12 protein-coding genes are annotated in these 19,611 nt (G+C 28.5%); all 12 read right to left on the bottom strand.

What is annotated here, in order from left to right; all coding sequences use genetic code 11:
* Positions 1-2: 2 nt before the first annotated feature.
* The 12 genes from Q0958_RS11250 to Q0958_RS11195 all read right to left on the bottom strand — a co-directional run bounded on the left by Q0958_RS11250 (position 3) and on the right by Q0958_RS11195 (position 19,610).
* Positions 3-320, bottom strand: a complete 318-nt coding sequence (locus tag Q0958_RS11250) for an Hpt domain-containing protein (protein ID WP_299123081.1) — start codon at positions 318-320, stop codon at positions 3-5.
* Between the two features lie 3 nt (positions 321-323).
* Complete coding sequence (locus Q0958_RS11245; protein ID WP_299123079.1) at positions 324-1,370, bottom strand: ATP-binding protein; 1,047 nt, start codon at positions 1,368-1,370, stop codon at positions 324-326.
* Complete coding sequence (locus Q0958_RS11240) at positions 1,370-2,509, bottom strand: FIST N-terminal domain-containing protein (protein ID WP_299123077.1); 1,140 nt, start codon at positions 2,507-2,509, stop codon at positions 1,370-1,372. The genes Q0958_RS11245 and Q0958_RS11240 overlap by 1 nt, the downstream gene beginning before the upstream one ends.
* 6 nt (positions 2,510-2,515) lie before the next feature.
* Positions 2,516-4,612, bottom strand: a complete 2,097-nt coding sequence (locus tag Q0958_RS11235) for a PAS domain S-box protein (RefSeq protein WP_299123076.1) — start codon at positions 4,610-4,612, stop codon at positions 2,516-2,518.
* Between the two features lie 279 nt (positions 4,613-4,891).
* A complete protein-coding gene (locus tag Q0958_RS11230) occupies positions 4,892-5,431 on the bottom strand; it encodes a heme NO-binding domain-containing protein (protein WP_150899557.1) in 540 nt (179 codons plus the stop codon).
* 3 nt (positions 5,432-5,434) lie between these two features.
* Positions 5,435-5,848 (bottom strand): response regulator, encoded by a 414-nt coding sequence (locus tag Q0958_RS11225; RefSeq protein WP_150899558.1) that lies wholly within the window; start codon positions 5,846-5,848, stop codon positions 5,435-5,437.
* Between the two features lie 151 nt (positions 5,849-5,999).
* Positions 6,000-8,366, bottom strand: coding sequence for a hypothetical protein (locus Q0958_RS11220; protein ID WP_299123069.1), 2,367 nt, complete (start codon positions 8,364-8,366; stop codon positions 6,000-6,002).
* A 30-nt stretch (positions 8,367-8,396) separates the two neighbouring features.
* The gene (locus Q0958_RS11215) at positions 8,397-9,749 is read right to left on the bottom strand and encodes a hypothetical protein (protein ID WP_299123066.1); all 1,353 of its coding nucleotides are present in this window, start codon (positions 9,747-9,749) and stop codon (positions 8,397-8,399) included.
* A 139-nt stretch (positions 9,750-9,888) separates the two neighbouring features.
* Positions 9,889-10,686, bottom strand: coding sequence for a hypothetical protein (locus Q0958_RS11210; RefSeq protein WP_299123063.1), 798 nt, complete (start codon positions 10,684-10,686; stop codon positions 9,889-9,891).
* A gap of 6 nt (positions 10,687-10,692) precedes the next feature.
* Positions 10,693-13,383: a TNT domain-containing protein gene (locus Q0958_RS11205; RefSeq protein WP_299123061.1), complete on the bottom strand. Its 2,691-nt coding sequence runs from the start codon at positions 13,381-13,383 to the stop codon at positions 10,693-10,695.
* Positions 13,384-13,392: 9 nt separating this feature from the next.
* Positions 13,393-14,082 carry a hypothetical protein gene (locus tag Q0958_RS11200; RefSeq protein WP_299123059.1) on the bottom strand — a complete coding sequence of 230 codons (690 nt, stop codon included), beginning with the start codon at positions 14,080-14,082 and terminating at the stop codon, positions 13,393-13,395.
* 2 nt (positions 14,083-14,084) lie between these two features.
* The gene (locus tag Q0958_RS11195) at positions 14,085-19,610 is read right to left on the bottom strand and encodes a fibronectin type III domain-containing protein (RefSeq protein ID WP_299123056.1); all 5,526 of its coding nucleotides are present in this window, start codon (positions 19,608-19,610) and stop codon (positions 14,085-14,087) included.
* Between the last annotated feature and the right edge of the window lies 1 nt (position 19,611).

The raw sequence follows: 19,611 nt of genomic DNA, 5'->3' as shown, positions 1-19,611 counted from the left end.
GTTTAAATAGTTTTCAAATATTCAGAAATTGTTTGTAAAATTTTGTCAAATCCATCAGCTCCTTCTATACTATCCTCTCTAAGATTATGCTCATATTTATTAGCTTCTTCATAACTCTTAGTTAACCCTAAAATACTAATTTTATGTTTAATTTTATGAACATTTTCTTCAATCTTTTTATATTCTTTTTTTTCGAAGCTTTCTATATATTCTTGCTTTTCACCAGGAAACTCTGATTTAATAACATCTATCAATGTATTTTTTACAGACTCATCTCCTCGTGCTAATTGATCTATGTATGATAAGTTTGGTTGTTCCATAATTTATTTTTTTAGTGTAAAATAAAAAGTTGTTCCTTTTATTAATTCAGACTCTATCCATATTTTACCTTCATACTGTTCTATAATTTTTTTCACTATGGATAATCCTATTCCTGCCGATTTATAATCGTTCTCTAATTTTTGAAAAGCTAAGAATATTTTTTCAAAGTATTGCTCTTCCATTCCTTTTCCATTATCTTTAATACTAAATTCCCAAAAATCTTTTGTATCTGTAAAATCAATTGTTATCTCCCCCTCTTCCTTATCATTAAACTTAACTGCATTATCTATAATACTAAAAAACAATTCTTCAAGTCTAAAATTATCTCCTTGTACTATTGGTAATATTTCAGGGATGCTTACTGTAATATTTTGAGGTATTGATACTTTCTTTAATACTTTATTTACAATTTTATTCAGATCTACTTCATAGGTATCCTTAATTAGTTTTCCAATGGTTGAATATTTGGCTATTCCTTTAACCAACTCATCCATTTTTTCTACATTTTCTCTAATTAAATTAATTTTTTCTCTTCCATCTTCTCCTAACGCTTCTCTATAATCATCTCGTAACCAAAATGTAAGAGCATCTATACTTTGTAATGGCGATTTTAAATCGTGCGTTACTAAATGCGTATATTCATTTAACTCTTTGTTTCTTCGTTCTAAGTTTTCTAATAACCTATCTCGTTGTTTATTTATCTGAAGTATTTCTTTAGTTTGATTATCAATAACATCCACTAATTTTGAAGAATCTAATTCGGAGATTTCATCATTTTCTTCTGTTAAATCGTATGAGTTTAGTGTACTTATTACATTTCTTAGTTTTTCAATAACTTCTTTTTGAGATTTCGACTCTTTTCTAAGTCGCTCATTTGCTTGATAAAGTTCTTCGGAGCTTATGGCTGTTGCTCGTTGCAACATGCTAAACTGCTCCTCAGAAGTATTATAGGATTTACTTACCGCTTCAACAAGACTCTTTACCTCTTCATTCTCTTGTAAAGAAGGGCTAAGGTATTTTCGTAACTGTCTTTTTATTAACGGATTCATTATTCACTAATTAACGTAATTGTCATTGTTTGATTATGCAATTGACAATTTGTTTCATTTCTAAAAGGAGCTATTTCTCCATATGAATAAAGACCACAAATGGTTGTGTCTTTTCCTACTACTTCTAATACTTCTTCTACTTCCTCTTCTACTCTTTGATCTAAAACTAATTTTCTTCCAATACAACTCACTAAAATGGCTAATTCTGGATCTGTTTTTCTTAATTTTAAAGCATCAGAAGCTGCTTTTTCAGAAGCATTAACAATACTATCTACATTTGTCATCATCAATTGTACTCTAGAACCTTCTAATATATCTCCAGCTAAAATCATTGAGTTTTCTTCCTCATTAATATTTAAAATAGTTCTTACAATTGATTGTTTATCGTTTGTCGATTTTACTTTTAAAGGGTATAACAAAGCTGCTCCTGGCAGTTCTTCTGATTTATCTCCCAAGTATTTTTTATATAAATCTAAGGCTGGTAAATCATCTAATTCATATAGAATATTAGCGTCAGATTTTGTTACTATTCGTTCTGGTCCAAAAGGTGTCCAACCTCCATTAATTGAAAAACTTACATCTAAAGTTTCTCCATATAATCCTATAGCTACTATTTCTCCTTTTTTAGGCTGTTCATTGTAAGAAGCAATCGTTTTCTCAAAACGTGCTGCATCTCCACATAATGCTCCTGTAATTAGTAATTCATTATCTGTAGCCGCATTCATTCCTCTTGCTAACTGACTTCCATTTATAAAACTTCCTTCTGAAACAATAAATACATGTTTTAATCCTTCGCTTGAAAACTGTTTAATTAAATTTTCTCCTGTTACAAAACTTTTTTTGTTAGAATCATCATTCAATACATTAGCAGTTTTTATAACATATGTACTTTTTTCAAACTCTATTGCTGTGATTGTTATACTTTCATCATCAACATATTTTGACGTAATATCTCCTGATGTTGATCCAAAAACAATATGTCCATCATCAAATAGTCCTCTTACTTCATTATAAATATTTTCATCTTCTAATAAATATCTATTTCCAAATACCAATACTAAAGGCTCTTTTAACGAAACTTTTTCACTTAAGTATTCCCAATCGGTATTCTTCGTTTTTTTTAATTGTACAGTCTTCATATGTTGTTATTTTTTAATGGTAAAATAAAAGATAGTTCCTTTGTCTACTTCACTATCTAACCAGATTGTCCCTTCATATAAGTCAACTATTTTCTTAACTATTGAAAGCCCTATCCCAGTAGATTCTTTACTTTTATTTAATGAATGGAAAATTTTAAATATGCGGTCATGGAATTTTTTCTCTATTCCTATTCCATTATCTTTTACATAGAATTCATAAAATGAAGGTTCTTCTTTAAATCCAATATCTATAATTCCTTTTTCTTTATTTCCAAACTTTATAGCATTACTAATTAAGTTTTGAAATAATTGCTGGAACTTTGTTTTATCTCCTTTTACTATTGGTAAACCATCCTGTATATTTATAGTGGTATTTTCTGGTATGTAGAGCATTTCCTTTAAATCATTTAAAACCACATTCAAGTCCACATCTTGAGTTTCTGTAGTTACAGAATCTACACTTGAGTAGTTCAAAATATCTGAAATTAAACTCTCCATTTTTTCAAGAGTATTCTCAATTAAATCGAAATTTTGAAGTGTCATTTCGTCTAATTTCCCTTCATTATCTGCTTTTATCCATGAAGTAAGTGCATGCACACTTCTTAGAGGTGATTTTAAGTCATGAGAAACTATATGAGCATATTCATTTAACTCATTATTACTCTTTTCTAATTTATTAAGTAATTGAATATTTTTCTTTTCAGCCTTTTCACGCTCTCTAATATTCATAGCACTCTTTAGTTGCATTGAAACTAAGCTTGCTATGTGTTCTAACGTTTCAAGGTGATCTTTTCTAAAAAAGTTTTTGTCAGGGTGCTCAGAATCTATAACTCCAATTACTTTTCCTTCGCTAATAATTGGTACTGATATTTCAGAAAATCTTTTTTGTCCGTCAATAACATAACGATCGTCTTTAGAAGTATCTTTGATAATTTCTGCTTTTCCTGCATTTGCTACATGCCCAACGATTCCTTTACAAATAGGTAAGGAAAATTTATCTATAATTTCTTTAGCCTCACTTACTTTTGCCCCATAGGACGCTATTTTTTCTAGTGTATTATCTTCTCTATTTACTAAATAAATAACGCAATCGTCAGTACCTAAATATTCCGCAATTTTCTGAGTCATTTCCCATGCTATCTCAAAAATATTATTTTTCCCAAGAATAGATTTTGCCAAATCATTAATCATATCTATAATTAACGTTCTTTCTCTCTCATGAGTAATATCTTCTATAATAGCAACTTGAAATTTGATTTCCTCTTGACTATTTCTAACGGCATTTACATTAGTTTTCGCCCATAAAACTGATCCGTTTTTTCTTTTATACCTTTTGTTTAATACAAAATTATCTATCTCTCCAGAGTTCATCTTATCAATTAACTTTTTTGACTCTGGATAATCTTCTTTAAAAGAAATATCGGCTACAACAAGTTTAGAGAATTCTTCTTTTGTATACCCCAGTGCTTTTTGAAAAGATTCATTGGTTCTTAGAATACTTGTACCTTCTGTAAGTACAATTCCAAACGGTGAATTTTCTACAATGATATCAAGTTCTTTCTTTTGTTCTTCTATTAATGCTGAAGTACGTTTAGTTTCTGTGATATTCCTGATAATTCCTTGTGCAGCAACAGGGTTATTATCTTTATCATAGACTATGCTCGCATTAATTTGCACCCATTTTACTTGCTTATCTTTACTAAAAATTCTTGCAGTGTAATTTGAAAAGGTACCTTTATCCTTTAACTCCGTAAAAGATTTAAATGCATATACTGCATCTTCTGGATATATTAAGTTAACTACGTTTAGTTTTTCTTTTTCTATATCATATCCAAAAATATCAACTGCAGCATCATTCATTCGAAGCACATTTCCTTTTAAATCCATTATAAGGTATGCATCGATGAAGTTTTCGAAAACCCCCTCTAGCTGAGAAGATTTCTCGTTCAGTAAATTTTCGAGCTTAGCATTTGCGGCCTTTAACTCTTCAGACATCAAGTATAGTTCTCTTGATTTGTCTTCTAAGATTTTTTCTGCAGCTTTTCTGGCCGCTTTTTCTCTCGTTAAAGCGCGCTGCAATAGATCTGTCGTTGGGGGACTCATTTATTTTTCTTTTTAAAAACCCTTCTTAATTTTTACCCTTTAAAAAAAACAATAGCTAAGTATTTTTAAAAGTGCTAAATGTTACATTTTATCAGATATTAAATTCAGTATAGTTTATTAGCGTCTGTACCAAATCTAACATTTTTTTTTGATTTTTAAAAATTTTTACACAAGTTTTTTAGCTCAAAACCAACTATTTATGGCTCTAAATAAAATTACGAGGTTCAAAAACTCCCTCAACGACCTGATTATTTATTTACTTCTATTTTCGAAATAACTTTAATTTTTATTAATAATAAACTTTACTTCACTACCATCTTTCTTTGTTCTTTCTAACACTATGGTAGCCGTGCTATTAAAGTATTCAAACGTTTTGTTCATTAAACCTAAGCCAAAGTGATGCATTGCTCTACTTGATTTATAGATTAAAATTAACGAACTCTTCGTTTTTTCTTCTACAATAAATGTAGGAAGTTCTGCTTTCGGGTATATTTTACGCACCTCTACATGAATATGATTCTCTATTGATGCCAATAGTTCTATTGGATCAGTATAAGTGTTTAAAAGCCCTGGATAACTTTCTTCTAAGACGCTAAAAAAATGCTCTCCATATACCAAAAGTAAATTGTCTGTTGAAATCCCAGTATTATTACTCAGATTTCCCAACAATTGAAGCATCTCTGAAAAACGATATGTTCCAATTGAAGTATAGGCACCTCCAGATTCCAATTCAGATTGTGATATAATTTTATCAACCATTTCTAATCCAAACTTACTTTCTACAAGGTCCAAAAACTCTGTAAAAACTATCCCTTTCAATTGTTAACTATTCTTTAGTTCGTTTATTGACCAATATGCTAGGGTTGCTTTTATTTTTTCCACATAATCATCATACTTTAGTGGTTTTAACATATAACCAGATACACCTATTCTATAACATTCGTGAATGTCTTTTTGGTTATCTGATGTTGTTAAAATCACCGTTGGTATGTGTCTTAGATCTTCATCTTTTTTTAAGATTGATAAAAATTCTATACCATTTATTTTTGGCATATTTAAATCTAATAAGATTAGATCTGGTAAATTCTTTTTTGTTTCTAAAATGACCAAAGCTTCTTCGGCCGTTTTAGCTTCTGTGATATTATGTTTTAGTTCTAATAATGAAACTGTTCTATTCATTTTCATTATTTCTATCATATTATCCTCAATTAATAGTACATCTAATATTTTTGCCATCGAATTATTACAAATAAATTATGGGTCCAATTTAAGTTTAATTATCAAAAATTAAAGATAGATTGCGTCTAAATTAAAATAAGTGTCGATAAACGGTAAAAAAGTGTCGGTAAACTAAATATAAAAAAAAGGTTAACTAAATATTTTTTTTCTATTTCAAACTCTCTTGATGATACATTTTTGCAAATGCTATTTCAATATAAATTGCTACTTCAATGTTTGTTTTTCCTTCTTCTAATAACTTAAAAATTGTATTTAAGTGTTTCTTTTTAAAATCGTATAATAACCCTTTAGGTTCTTTTAAATCTAAGTATTTAATATCATTAAGTTTTTCAAGCATAAATTGATTTGCTTTGTAGGCATTTTCTCTTTTTGCTAAAAACTGTTTCATTCTTATACTTTCTTTCTTATTTGAGTTATTATATATAACTAGTGCTTTATTATATTTTTGCTCTACATTCCATTCAATTCTTTTTGCATCATTATAAAGCTTTTTTAAGCCCTTAAAAGTTAAATCGTAGTATGTTTTTAAGAATTTTTGTTGTTTGTGTAAATATTCTAAATAAGCTAGCGCTTTTTTCTTATACTTTCCTTTTGATTTTAATTCTGCATCTTTCATTTCTTGCTCCATCAATGATAACCTATCTCCAATAGTTTCAATCATTTTTACTTCATCAAATTTTGACTGCTTTGAAATTACTAATACTTCAGGAGTAATTTCATAAGGTTCTCCCGTAAATGTATAAGTCTTATATGTAAAGCTAAATTTCCCTTCTTTATTTTTCTTTACTCTTTTTTTAGCTGATAAATCAAATGCGTAATTGTATCCAAATGTAATTGTTAAATCTTGTGTATTTCTAGAACTATTTGATCTAAAAAGTTGGATAGCACTTAAATTGAAATTATGTTTTTCTTTATACACATAATTTGCATTAGCTCTTAAATTTGTTGCACTTGAATTTGTTGTTTTACTTTTGTTTTGATTATATGAAGTACTGAACGTAGCATTTAACTTATCTTTTAAAAACTTTTTATTAATTGCTAAGGTTGGTCCCCAAGTATATGACTCATCTCTTCCTATTGTGTTATATGTTGTATTTAAAGCTGATGTTATATTCATTTTTCTTTGTGGCAAACCAACCGTATAAGATGCATTGAAATTATGAAAAGTGGAACCATTTCCTATACGCACAATTCCATTTTCTGCATTTGCAACTGTTGCTAATGAATAATTTGTATTTAAATTTTGTCGTCTTGTTTTACTATTTTCTAGTATATAACTAACATTAACATTTGCATTTTGTGATAACTGTTTATAATTAAATCGCTCTTCTTGATTATCTAGTAAATTATCATCATTAATAACTTCAAACTGATCTATTTTGTTATTGGTATAAGTAGAGAAATTAGAATAACTTCCTGTAATATTAACCTTTTTACTCAGTGCATAAGTTGCATTTACACTACCTACTGTTCTACTTGTATTAGTTTCTTTCTGATTTGCTAAATCATCTCTCTGATATCCTATATTAAATGAAAGGTTAACTTTATTATTAAATATTGTTGTATTTCCATTTAATGTTATATTCTCAAAATCATTATTAAAATAATAAGCTCCTAGTGTTTGATAACCTGGGTCTATACGTTCGTACCCTACTCCAAAACGATATTTATCAAAACTATACTCCATTTCTGTTTTAAATGCCTTATAATATTCTGTTGAAGCTCTATTATTAAATAACAAACCTGCTACTCCGGTGCTATTACTTATTCTTTGTGCTCTTAAATCTTGTGTTATTGCTGTTGAAGCATATTCTCCTTTGAATTTTAAGCCTTCTGTTAGTATTACCGAACCCGACATACTTAAAACTAAATTTTCTTTTGGTAATACTTTCTTTTCTTCTGGAATAGATGATATTGAGTTTATTTCATCTTTTGCATAGAATCCAATAACCTCTATACTATATTTTTCTTTTTTAAAACCTACTTTAGCTCCATATCCCATACGTTTAAAAGCCGGTTGTGTTCTTGCATCGTTGGTATCTTCTGTTGCTTTTAACAAACGTCCATACATTGCCGAAAATGTAATAGGTCCTTTGGGTGTTAAATCTACCCCTCCTCCTGTAAATTGATGACCTGCTAAGGTGTATGGGGAAAAACTCATACTTACATCTCCAATATGAGCCTGTACCCATTTATATTTTGGATGTAAACTTAAACGATTAAAGCTAAATGGTAGCTGATATTCTAAATCTCCTCCTTGGTTAGAAAAACTATAACTAACTGGTATTGAAAATTCATAAATACTAAAATTTAAACTTCCTTGTAAAAAATATGTAAATGGCGCTCTTGCTACATTTTGATTGGATGAATAAAACACCGAGTTTGCAGCAATACTACCACTTACTTTAAAAGGTTTTCCTCTTCCTATGTTACCAAAATCTAATTGCTGTGCAATTACACTATTTGTGCATAATATCAATAAGGCTATTAACCTTAATATATTTTCCCTCCTCATTTTAATCGTCAAAATGTTCTCTTTCACTTTTTAATTCTTTCTCGCAAAACATCCTTTAGAATCTTTTACTTTTACTCTATATGTTCCTTTTCCTAGACTACTTATTTCTGTACTACTCCCATTTGTAAACGGGAACCAACTTTTCCCTCCTACTATTTGTACTACTCCATTTTTTGTTAACTGATATAAAAATGTTCTTCCTGTTTCTCCTGTGGCTGATACTTCTATATATCCATCATAAATTTCAAAGCAAGTTTCATCTGAAGTTTTTGCTATAGAAAATAAAACTTTTTTAGGCTTTCCTATTGTAAACTTCTCTGAAAACTCTAAGCTTTTCCAGGATAAATCACTGGTATTAATTCCTTCTTCTTTATTATGTGTTTGAAACTTTATTCTGTATGTACCAGCATCTAATGGTTTTTTCCATGTATAACTATAAGTGCCATCTCCATTATCTACAAGTGTTCTTGTAAACTCTTGATTAAATAATGTTGTTTCATCATTACCATCATAGAGCGTCATAACTAAAGTTTCTTTTTTACTTGTATATAAATCCCTTTTAAAATTTAAAGTAAAACTTCCATCATTAGAATAATTACATGTTGTTTCTTTATTTTCAACAGGTTCTTTTAACTCTGGAGAACAACCAACCATGACATAGGTAACTTTTTTCGTAGTTTTTCCAGAACAATAACGTTGCATTCTATATTGAATAGATTTTTGATAATACAGACTTGCTTTATTCCCAAACAATTCTTCTAAATCGAATGTAATTGTATCTACACCTTGAAAACTATTTGGAAAATCCGTCCATTTATCTGTTGCTGTACTTAAAACATCATAATATTGCCATTTATATACTTCTGGAGCAAACCCTTTTACATCTACATTAAGGGTTATTTTACACAATGCATTGTTTACTGGTTGTGGATTAATTTCTGTATAAGGTTCGATAGCTACTTTTATTGTATTGTTAAATCTTGTTAATAAAGTTGTTTTAGAATCACAATGATTAAAATTTACAGGAACCCTTTGATATTCATCTACAACAACATCTCCTCTTGTATTTTCTGCATACAATTTTTCTGAAATTGCATTTGGCAAAAAATTTACATAGGCTACAAAATTCACTTTTTCATCTATTAACTTACTACAGTTTCCTAAAGCCAGTACAAAAGATTTGTTTGTATTTGTATTTTCTAATAAGATACGATCATAAGAATTTCGTATTGGATCTGGATCACAAGGTTCTGCTTGTGCAAAAGCCGTGTATGTAATTTTATATTTTTGAGCATAGCCATATGCATTGCTAAAAAATAAAATTATAACTATCAATATTTTTTTTATATCCATTACCATTCTTTTTCCTGATCTTTTTTTCAAATTTTCACTCTATATGTTTCTTTTCCTAGGCTACTTGTCCTTATACTACTCACATTTGTAAATGGAAACCTGCTTTTTCCTTATGCTATTTGTAGTACTTCATTTTTTGTAAATTGATGTAAAAATGTTTTTATTCACTTTAGCTGTTCTTCATCTGCTCATATTCAAATGGGCGTATCATATTTTCTGGTAATTCAAAAAAACTAGCTCCTTTTATATTTTCTTTCTCCAATTCTTCCTTTATTTCTTCTGAAATTTTTATTACATTAAATACCCCCCAAAGAACATCTACATTATGCTTAAATACTCTATTTATAAACCTTAAATCATTTCTTATTACTTTTCCAGGTCTTTCAAGATCTGGATATGATCCTAGAGTAATTATATTCCCCTGCCCTAAACAAGCTTCTACATATTCTTCTCTTGTATTTATTGTTCCTTCAGGAAATTTATTTACTACAATTCTATTTCCTTCTTCATCTTCCGACAACTCTTTAAAAGTGCATTTATTATAGTCCATAACACTATCTTCACGTCCTGCTTTACCACCAGCAATATGAAAAAGATAATAATCCTTTCTAGTTTCTTTATTATATGCGCAATACATATGAATATTATAAAAGCGATGTGGCGGTAATTGGTACTTTTCTAGTATCTTTTTTACTTTTTCGCTAATAATAACTCCTGCTCCTCCTTTTTCTGGGCAATTTCCTCCCAATGTAAAATCACTAGACCATCGTATTATATCCATAAAAGGAGTTTCTCCATCCCATTCTGATAAATCTTCATAAGAATCTATTAATTCAAACTTTAATGGTAATTCTTGGATTGGAATAAATTGTTCTTTTTTAATAGCTCCAACAACTTCACTAAATTGGTTACTATTTAAAATTACGTCCCATTGGAAGACTTCACTTGAAAAATTATAAAACTTCATATCTTTTTATTTTAACATATTAGAAACATCTTGTTGAGTTATTAATTCATTTACCTTAGTTCTCTCCCATTTTTCAGTTCCTTTACCTGTCCCAATAACACTTTTTTCTACTAACATCTTTTTTACTCCTTTTCTAATTTTTTCTATATCACTTCCTATAAAAATTATAGCTTGAGCTTCACTACCATTATTAATATAATCATTCCATTGATCATCAATAACACTTCTCATTGCTTTATTATATCTATTGTGTGAGGCATGTACTCCTTTTTCGTATTTAAACCTTTCAAGCATTATTACATTTAATAATGATACTTCTCCATTTATATCTATTTCCGTGTGCCCTATCTGTTCATACCATTTTCTAAATCCTCTAGATTTAAATAATTCAACCACCAGTACGTGATGTGATTCAAATACGTTAAACCCATTATTTTTTAATGCATCATAAAAATCTTTCGGTTTTCCAAAATCATTTATAGATTTTAATTCTCCCTTTATTTCTACTTTATAAGCTTCATTAATGTCATCAAATTTATTCCCAAAAGAAAGATCTATTTTTTTCTCCTTAAGGCGAGCAAAAGTATTTGCTGCAACTTTACCTGTTGCTGATGCAGATTTAAAACATATTGGGTAATTAAACATCTGTAATAGTTCAGCTAAATTATAATCTCTTAATCCATAATTAATAACCACATCCTCTATTTCAAATGTTTTATCTACAATATTTTTGATATCTCTAAAACTAAATCTTGCGTTTACAAGTTCTTTATACTTTCTCAACTCCTTCCAAGCATCTATTAAGTCTTGGCCTTTATCTATTTGAGTAAAGTTTTCAATATTATTAATTAGTAAATTAGAATTTATTATAGAGCCACTAGGTCCATTTTTCTTTTTTTGGCTAGCAACAATAAAATCCTGAGTCATAATATCTTCTAAAAATTCTTTTTTTAAAGGTTCATCTAGTTTATTAAATGCTTCTAAAACATGACTAAAACCTTCTAACTTAGAGAAACTTTTTCTCAAGTTTGGTTGTTCTTTTAAAACTCTCCAAGCATCCATATGAGCTTCTGTAACATCTTCTAACTTTTTTATTAATAAATCACCTGCTTTAATTTTTGGGTTTTCATTAATTGCTCTATTATGAAGTAAATCCTCTACAAACTTTGCTTTTTCTTCTGAATCTTTAAATTTTTCTGATACCTTATTAGCTAATGTTGTATTTAATTCTTGTAGTTTAGCCCAATTAATTTGATCTTGAGTTCTATTAGATAGCTCTAAGAAATCATTTAGATATTCAATATCATTATTATTGGTACTATCTGGCCCTCTAGGTCTTGCATTTTCATTTAAGACCTCTTCTTTTTTACCAGCAGTTAATTCATACCATTTAGAGTCGCCACCTATTTCTCTTGGCACACTCGTTATAGCACCATCATTATGTATTCTAATAAATCCGTCAGTTGCGTGTACTTTATAACCTTCCCCTAAGGAATTCGCAAAATTCTGAGCACCTTCTAAATTTGTACATGATAGTAAACGTACCGTTTTACTATTCGGGTACTTTTCTGAAAGCCATTTTTTTAAGTCACTGATATTTTCACTAATATCTACACCATCTACTAATATTTTATTATCAGCTCCATGAACAATAATATCAATTACATCTTTTGTATTATCAGGCCCTATACTATTAATTTTTTCAAACTCTTTAAGTCTATCAATGGTTTTGTTTAAATCTTTACCTAAAACAACCATATTAGAGTTAGAAATAATAGCTTCAGATCCATTTAAAACATCTTTTACAAAACTCTTATTTTTCCAATGTTGTAATTTGGGATCTCCATTTGGTATGTCTTTAATTGTAATTTTTATGTACCCATCATCTAACAAATCCTTTAACGATTTGTATTTACCTGATTTATCAAATTTAAATAGTACTTGTTTCCCTCCTCCTTTATGGTTAAACCAAGGAATAATAGTTGATTCTTCTCCCTTTATAGGCAAATCTTTAAGTACCTCTATTTCATAATAAAGTTTATAACTACTTTCTTCACCTCGTAATGCTCTTTCTGGAAAAGAATATTTACCTGTAGTTGGAACTGGTGCTGTAAATTCTCCATCAAAAATAGGTAGACCATTGTCTCCTAAAGAGAACCAACTTTGATAACGATCAAAAATATCTCCTTTCTTTAATGCTATATTTTTATTATTATATCCACCATTCATCAGTGGCCATCCACCATTTAAGTTAAATTCATTAAATAGATCTTCTATTTTTTTCCATAAATGTGTTTTACCTCCTTTTGCTTGATTATAATAATTATATATAAGTCCTCTATAATGTTTACTTAACCTCTTATCTTTATCAAATGTATCCGCTAAAAGATGTTTAAGTTCAGATTCACTAGGAGCTGATTTCTCTAACCATTCAACCCATTTATGATATCCTCCTTGTTTTGAAACCTCCGATAAATTTTCTGCAACAATCTCAATTTCATTAATATTTTTACTTAAAGGAGACTTCTCTTTTGATAATATTAACCATGATTGAAATTTTTCCTTAGTTTCAAGAGTTTCAGCTAGCTGACTTACATCTGATAAATCATTTGCTAAAGAAACTACATTACATTCTTGAGCGTAAGTATTAATAATACTTGCCAAGATAATATGTAATAAAAAAAGTATTTTTTTCATAACAGATTTTTAATGTGTTAGTTTAATTATTTCTGAGGAAAATTCATTATTCTTGATAAAACTCGCCTCTAAATAAGTTATATTGTCTTTTTGATTTCTGTAAAACAATCTTTTAAACTCCCCTTTTGAAAAAGGTAAAGATGTTTTAGCTATTACTTTTTCTTGCTCAATATTATAATCTATAATTTCTATATTATTCCTTTGTACTATACGGATAACTTGACTGTTAATAAATATTACCCATTCAATATCAAAAGATGAATCAAGCCTTATTTTATGGCTTTCAAGAGATTTCATATTTGTTATTACAATACTTCTCTTATTTATTAAAACATGTTTATCTGAATAAAAATAATTTCCTCTAAAAGAATCATAAGTAATTCTACCTTTTTCTTTTATAAAAACCTTTAGCTTAATTGTTTTTAAATCATCCATTGATATCAAAGTACCATTATCATAAGGGATAAAAACAAATTTATTATTGTGTTCTGATTCTATATGAGTACTATTACTAATTGAACAAGCTATTTTATTTTGTCCAAAGATTTTCTCTGTATAATCTATATTATCCACATAAAGAGAATAATATATTATTTCTTCTCCTCTGTTAGGTTCCTCTGCTTTTAAAAACTTCAACTTTACTCTTTCTTTAGTAGAAACATTTAAATTAGGAATTGTATCTATTTTTTCTATTTTCATAATTAGTTACAAATTTTTTCTCCATATTTTTTTAGAATATTCCACGCCTCTACTCCTTTACTTGGTTTTGTTTTTAATAAATCTTTAAATTTAGAATTACTTTTGATATCGATTAATAATGAGTTTATAGAAGTTTCTTTTAGTTTCATTTTCTTTATAACTTCAACAATTTTATTAGTCTCGTTAACTGTATATCCTAACTCAATAATTCTAGTTTCAATATCTAGTTTTAACCTTTTCTTTATAACCTTTACATATTCTAATAAGGTAGTTTTTTCTTTAATATTTTTAATAGTATTTACTTCACTTAATATATCATCTATAGTATAAACTAAGTTGTCTACCTTTTTTATACTAGTTAACATACTTGGAATCGAAGTAGCTATGGATATCATTTGTAGTTTAAATCTTCCTTCTGGACTTAATGTGTTGTTATTTATTAAAGTTTCAGCAATTCCTGCAGCACTTGATACTAAATCTAAAGCTACAATTGATTTTCTTATAATATTTCCTGCTTTAAAGAATACCATGACTTCTCCAACACCAAATACCATTGTAACTGCATCTATACTTAACCACATTATTTTATCATTAACTATAGCTCTATTGCTATTACTCATAGCATATGCTTGAATCATAGGCATTGTAATAACACTACCTTGTTTAAATTTTTGCCCTAAAAATTCAAAATCACCAGCAACATAAACTACTACTTTTTGATTATAATCTAAAAGTTGATCTTTTATTTTAAATTGGTTTTTATTTTTTATTGTTGAAGAAAAATTATCAATACTCTCTCCAAATTTGAAAATATCTAAATCTGACTCTAACCCTAATAATTTTTCTTTTTTAAACTCTCCTTTATCATTTATTAATGACTCTATTACAACATCTTTAAAATGCCCTGTATTATGGATTTGTCCTCCCATCCAAACAGCAATTTTACCTATAGTTTTACTTGTTTCTTTGGCTTTAAGTTTATCAAAAATACTATCAATACCTATTTCTTCAATTGTTTTTAAAATTGATACATCTGTATCATCAAAACTGGATAATAATTTTAATAAAGCATTATCAATTTCTTGAAAACTTACAGAGCTAAAATCATTAGTACAAGAAAAATATGTTTTTAAAATTTTTAATCTGTCTTTACTGTCTACTTTACTTAAACTAGTTGAATTTTCATTAATATTAATCTGATTAAAAATATCTTTTAAGTTATCACATACAATATTTGTGTCTTTCCAAAAGTTGCTATTTTCAACTTTAACATTCTTTAAATGAATGTTAAGTTGTTCTTTAAATATTTTTAAATATTCTACTAGATTATTAGAAAATAAATCGTCTAATGTACTTTTATGCTCCCAATAATACTTAGCCCAAACAAAAACATCATTTATTTTAACAGTTTTAGAGTTTATAATGTGATTTGTATATATTACATCTACTAATTCTGATGGCCCACAAGAAATTCCAAAATTTACTGGTTTAACCCAAGACCAATCACTAAACACTGAATTTACTTTAGCTGTACAAAAAGCATCTGGTTTGCCAGATTTTTTTATTTTAAAATCTATTTTATCTCCTTGAGTAAAAGTTGAAAAAGCTTCTCTATTATTAAGCCTATCAATTGATAAATCAAATACTATTTTATAATCTGATAAACCTTTACAATCATCTATAAGCATATTAGCAAACAAATCAACTAATCTTGGCATTTTATCTTTCAGATTAAGATATTCTTTTGTTGTAGCTAATAATTCATAAATAAAAACTTTTTTATTTTCTTCTTTAACTACTTTATCATACTTAATTTTTATTAAAGTATTTATAAAATACCATTTGTCTTGGTCTTCTGTTAATTTCTTAATTCGATTAGCTAATAAGTGTAATAAAGAAGTTTCATTGTTATCTCCAAAAATGTAAAAGACTGAATCGTCAAATCTTTTAACTAAATTTTCAAATAAAGTTTGTTGACCTATATCTTCTTTTAATTTTGTTACAAAATTTTGTACGTCATCTTTTCCAATAAATCGTAATAATTTTACAATTGCTTTTTCTTGACCATTTCTTATTGTTGAATCCGAACCTAATCTGAAAAATAATTTTGATAATTTTTCTTTATCTACATTCTCAAAAACACACTTATAATGCATCTGATTTATAACCTCTACTATTTTAGCATTATTTGTTTCGTTAACAAGGTCTCCTATCTTTTTTATATCATTTTCTAATAAGTCTAAAATATCGGGAGAAGTACAATCTATAGAAATCTCTCTCCAAACACTACTATTTGCTTCTACATCTGAACTACAGGCTATTCCTTTTGATCTTGTAGAAGTATATGATGATATCATATTTATTATTTTTTGCTCTACTCCATTTTTACCTGAAGTTATTGCTTCTTGATGATCTTTTATCTCATCATAAGATAAGTTGATATATGATTTTTGTCCGCATCCTTTATTTAAATTAAAAAATAAATTAACAGATTTTTTCTGAGGTAATTTATTTCGGAGTGTTGTACTATAAACATCTGTTGAATCTCTATCATTTACATACCTTTCTTTAACAAAATTCCATGTATACTCCTTTGTAACTTTATTTGTTGACGGATTAACAATTTTAAACCCTGGTAAAGTACCAGTAATTAACATATTTGCCCTAGTAGCTCTTGTATGAATAGTCTTTGAATTATTTATATAAACAAATTTAAAATTTGGAGTTAAAGCATAACTATTTGCAAACTCCCCAGCTTCATCTCCTTGAAACCAGTATAGTTGAATTCCTGGAGCATGTAACTTTTGCCAATCCATATGGCTAAATGCTATACCTTCACCATTATTCATTAAATAATGATTTTCTTCTTTAGCTCCTGAAGCATTGTATTGATCAAATGGATGTTTCAATCCAAAAATACCATGTCCAAGTTCATGTGCTGCTATTCGACCTGCATCTTTTGTCTTAAATACAAAACCAAATTGACGCTTCAGCGGCATAAAACCTTTTAAATCTACCTTATCATCATCTAAGAAGAATAAATAGTACTGATCCTTTTTAGTTCCTTTCTTCTTAAAAGCATTAATAATCGTTTTTTCATCTTCTGTATAATGAGATAGAAGATCACTATCTCCCACTTCTAAAGATTTTATGTTTAATGTTAAATTATCTTCTTTAATATTAAACTTTATTCCAGCTTTGTTATATATTTTATTAATTCTGTCTCCAACACCTGAAATTGGGGTTCCATTTACAGAAACCAGCGTTAAGTTTATATTTTTTTGCTGTGCATGCCAAGTATTTAACTTACCTGCTACTGTATACTTTTTAGTAGAATCCTTAGGTTTTACTGTTGCTAATATTTCGTCTTTTGCAAACTTAAATCTTCTCTTTAACGCTAAGGTAGCTATGCTATCATTAGACCAAGTAGTCTCAACTTTTACTCCTTGTTTGGTTTTAAAAACTACATCTTTTTGTGTTTTTCCATTTGCAAAAGTTACTTCAGCTTTTATAATATCATTCTCATGATCTGGTATATCACTTATTAGTTTATATAAAACAGAATATTCTTTTTTATCATGTGTTTTTACAAACTCATACTCTTTTTTATACTTACTAGATTTTATATTTTCATTATACTTATCGGTACTATAATAGCCAGATGGAATAAACTTTACTCGAACATCTTTAGAAGTAATTTCTTTTACACTACCAGAACTTGCTACTCCTGAAGTATTATCTTTATTTGGCACTCCTCCATCAGCTGCTTTTCCTTCTTCTACAGAACCATCTTCTTTAACAGTCCATTGATCACCATTTTTATCTGTAATCGTAACTGGTTTATCACTAATTACAACATGTGTTTCTCCATCTTCTGTTGTAACTACAATATTTCCACTATCATCAACATCAACATCTTTTATATCTAAATTTGAAGCGTCGTAATTTGATACATCTCCATCATCTCCAGCTATATCATCTACTAAATCGTCTATATCAATAATATTTGACCAATTCGCATCATAATCTGTTACCACGACTCCATCAGTTAATTGATAACTTGAATTAATACTTACTCCACTAAATACTACTTTAATACGTGTAAACTTACCTATGTTTATGCTTTCTGATCCATTCTTATCATTACCATCATCTAAAATAGCATCAGATACAATATTTACAGCATCGACTATTTCTTTTATGTTTTCTAAAAAAGGTAATGTAATATATCCCCAACCACTAAAAGTTCCATTACTTCCAGATACTTCTCGTGTAACTACAGGAAAATCTCCAGCTGTAAACGTTTCATTAACACCTAACTTTGGTAATGGCTCCTTATTAGTTATGTTTATTTGAGGCATTAAACCACAATTATAATAAGCTGCTTCGTCTGTTGTTGGAGTTGTAAACTCTTGAATATTTGAATAAGCAAATCCAGAAAGTTGAGTACATTCTCCTCCTACCCTAAACTCATAAACTGTGTTGGCTTCTAAATTGAATATTTTACCTTCATTCGTATAACTATTTACCTCAAACCAATCGTCATCGCTAAAACCTTTTTTACGGTATTGTATACGATAACGTAAGTGATCGGAAATTTGCCAATTTACTTGCACCGATTCTGCAGTTAGTGCTTGTGAAATAACAAAGGTAGGTGCGCTACAGTCTTCTAAATATTTAAACCAAAATATTTCACTCTTACCATCATTTTTAAATACTGAGGTTTCATTTATTCCATCACTTACAAATGCTCGCACCTGCCAACCATATATTTTACCTGACAATAGTTGTGGTGCCTCTGGACCTACTAATAATGTTGTACTATGAGTTGTTGTTTGATAAAATGGTACTGAAGCTAAAAAGGAAGCTTGCGGGTTTTGTACATCCCATAGCTCTTTTAATGTATACTCATACTGTACATTACTTACGTTGCTATGGCGTGGTGTCCAAGTAAATAATATATTTTGCGGATTGGTAGCTGTTATAATATTATCATTAAATGGTAAGTTTAATATTGGTGGATCATTTTGTAATAAATAAGCCGTTGTACAATTTTTTCCTGATAATTTATGATTGGTAAAATAATCGTACACTTCAAAACAAAAGTCATAACCTCCATTTGGTAACGGACTATTATACTGCCCTGGTGTTATTCCTACTAAATTGTTTAATTGAAAATATGGTTGTAAATCTAAATTTGATAATCGTGTATTAATTCCCCCATCTAAATAAATTGGTGTTTCTCCAATTATTACATCTTGCGTTGTAATTGCTAAACCTTGGCCTTCAATGTACATTTTTAGTCGAACTCTACGTCCTACTTCATTAACATCAGTAAGTAATATATTTACATAAAGTTTCTCACTAGTTGTAGTTGCGTAATCAGATATTTTTAAACTGTACGGCGGTATTAGTTGTGGAGTTACTTGTACTGGATATGTTTGTGCAACTATTAATGTGTTAAAGAAAATACTTAACACTAAAACTAATTTTTGCAATATGTTTTTATAGCTTGGGGTAGTTTTCATA

Source organism: uncultured Tenacibaculum sp., from assembly GCF_947499065.1.
Classification (GTDB): Bacteria; Bacteroidota; Bacteroidia; order Flavobacteriales; family Flavobacteriaceae; genus Polaribacter.
The sequence above is the reverse complement of the archived record's forward strand: the minus strand, read 5'-3'. Positions and strand labels throughout refer to the sequence as shown.

Bases quoted from the DNA above. Each gene is read 5' to 3' on its own strand.
- Q0958_RS11250 (WP_299123081.1), bottom strand. From the start codon at position 320: ATGGAACAACCAAACTTATCATACATAGATCAATTAGCACGAGGAGAT.
- Q0958_RS11220 (WP_299123069.1), bottom strand. From the start codon at position 8,366: ATGAGGAGGGAAAATATATTAAGGTTAATAGCCTTATTGATATTATGC.
- Q0958_RS11225 (WP_150899558.1), bottom strand. From the start codon at position 5,848: ATGGCAAAAATATTAGATGTACTATTAATTGAGGATAATATGATAGAA.
- Q0958_RS11240 (WP_299123077.1), bottom strand. From the start codon at position 2,509: ATGAAGACTGTACAATTAAAAAAAACGAAGAATACCGATTGGGAATAC.
- Q0958_RS11205 (WP_299123061.1), bottom strand. From the start codon at position 13,383: ATGAAAAAAATACTTTTTTTATTACATATTATCTTGGCAAGTATTATT.
- Q0958_RS11235 (WP_299123076.1), bottom strand. From the start codon at position 4,612: ATGAGTCCCCCAACGACAGATCTATTGCAGCGCGCTTTAACGAGAGAA.
- Q0958_RS11245 (WP_299123079.1), bottom strand. From the start codon at position 1,370: ATGAATCCGTTAATAAAAAGACAGTTACGAAAATACCTTAGCCCTTCT.
- Q0958_RS11200 (WP_299123059.1), bottom strand. From the start codon at position 14,082: ATGAAAATAGAAAAAATAGATACAATTCCTAATTTAAATGTTTCTACT.
- Q0958_RS11195 (WP_299123056.1), bottom strand. From the start codon at position 19,610: ATGAAAACTACCCCAAGCTATAAAAACATATTGCAAAAATTAGTTTTA.
- Q0958_RS11210 (WP_299123063.1), bottom strand. From the start codon at position 10,686: ATGAAGTTTTATAATTTTTCAAGTGAAGTCTTCCAATGGGACGTAATT.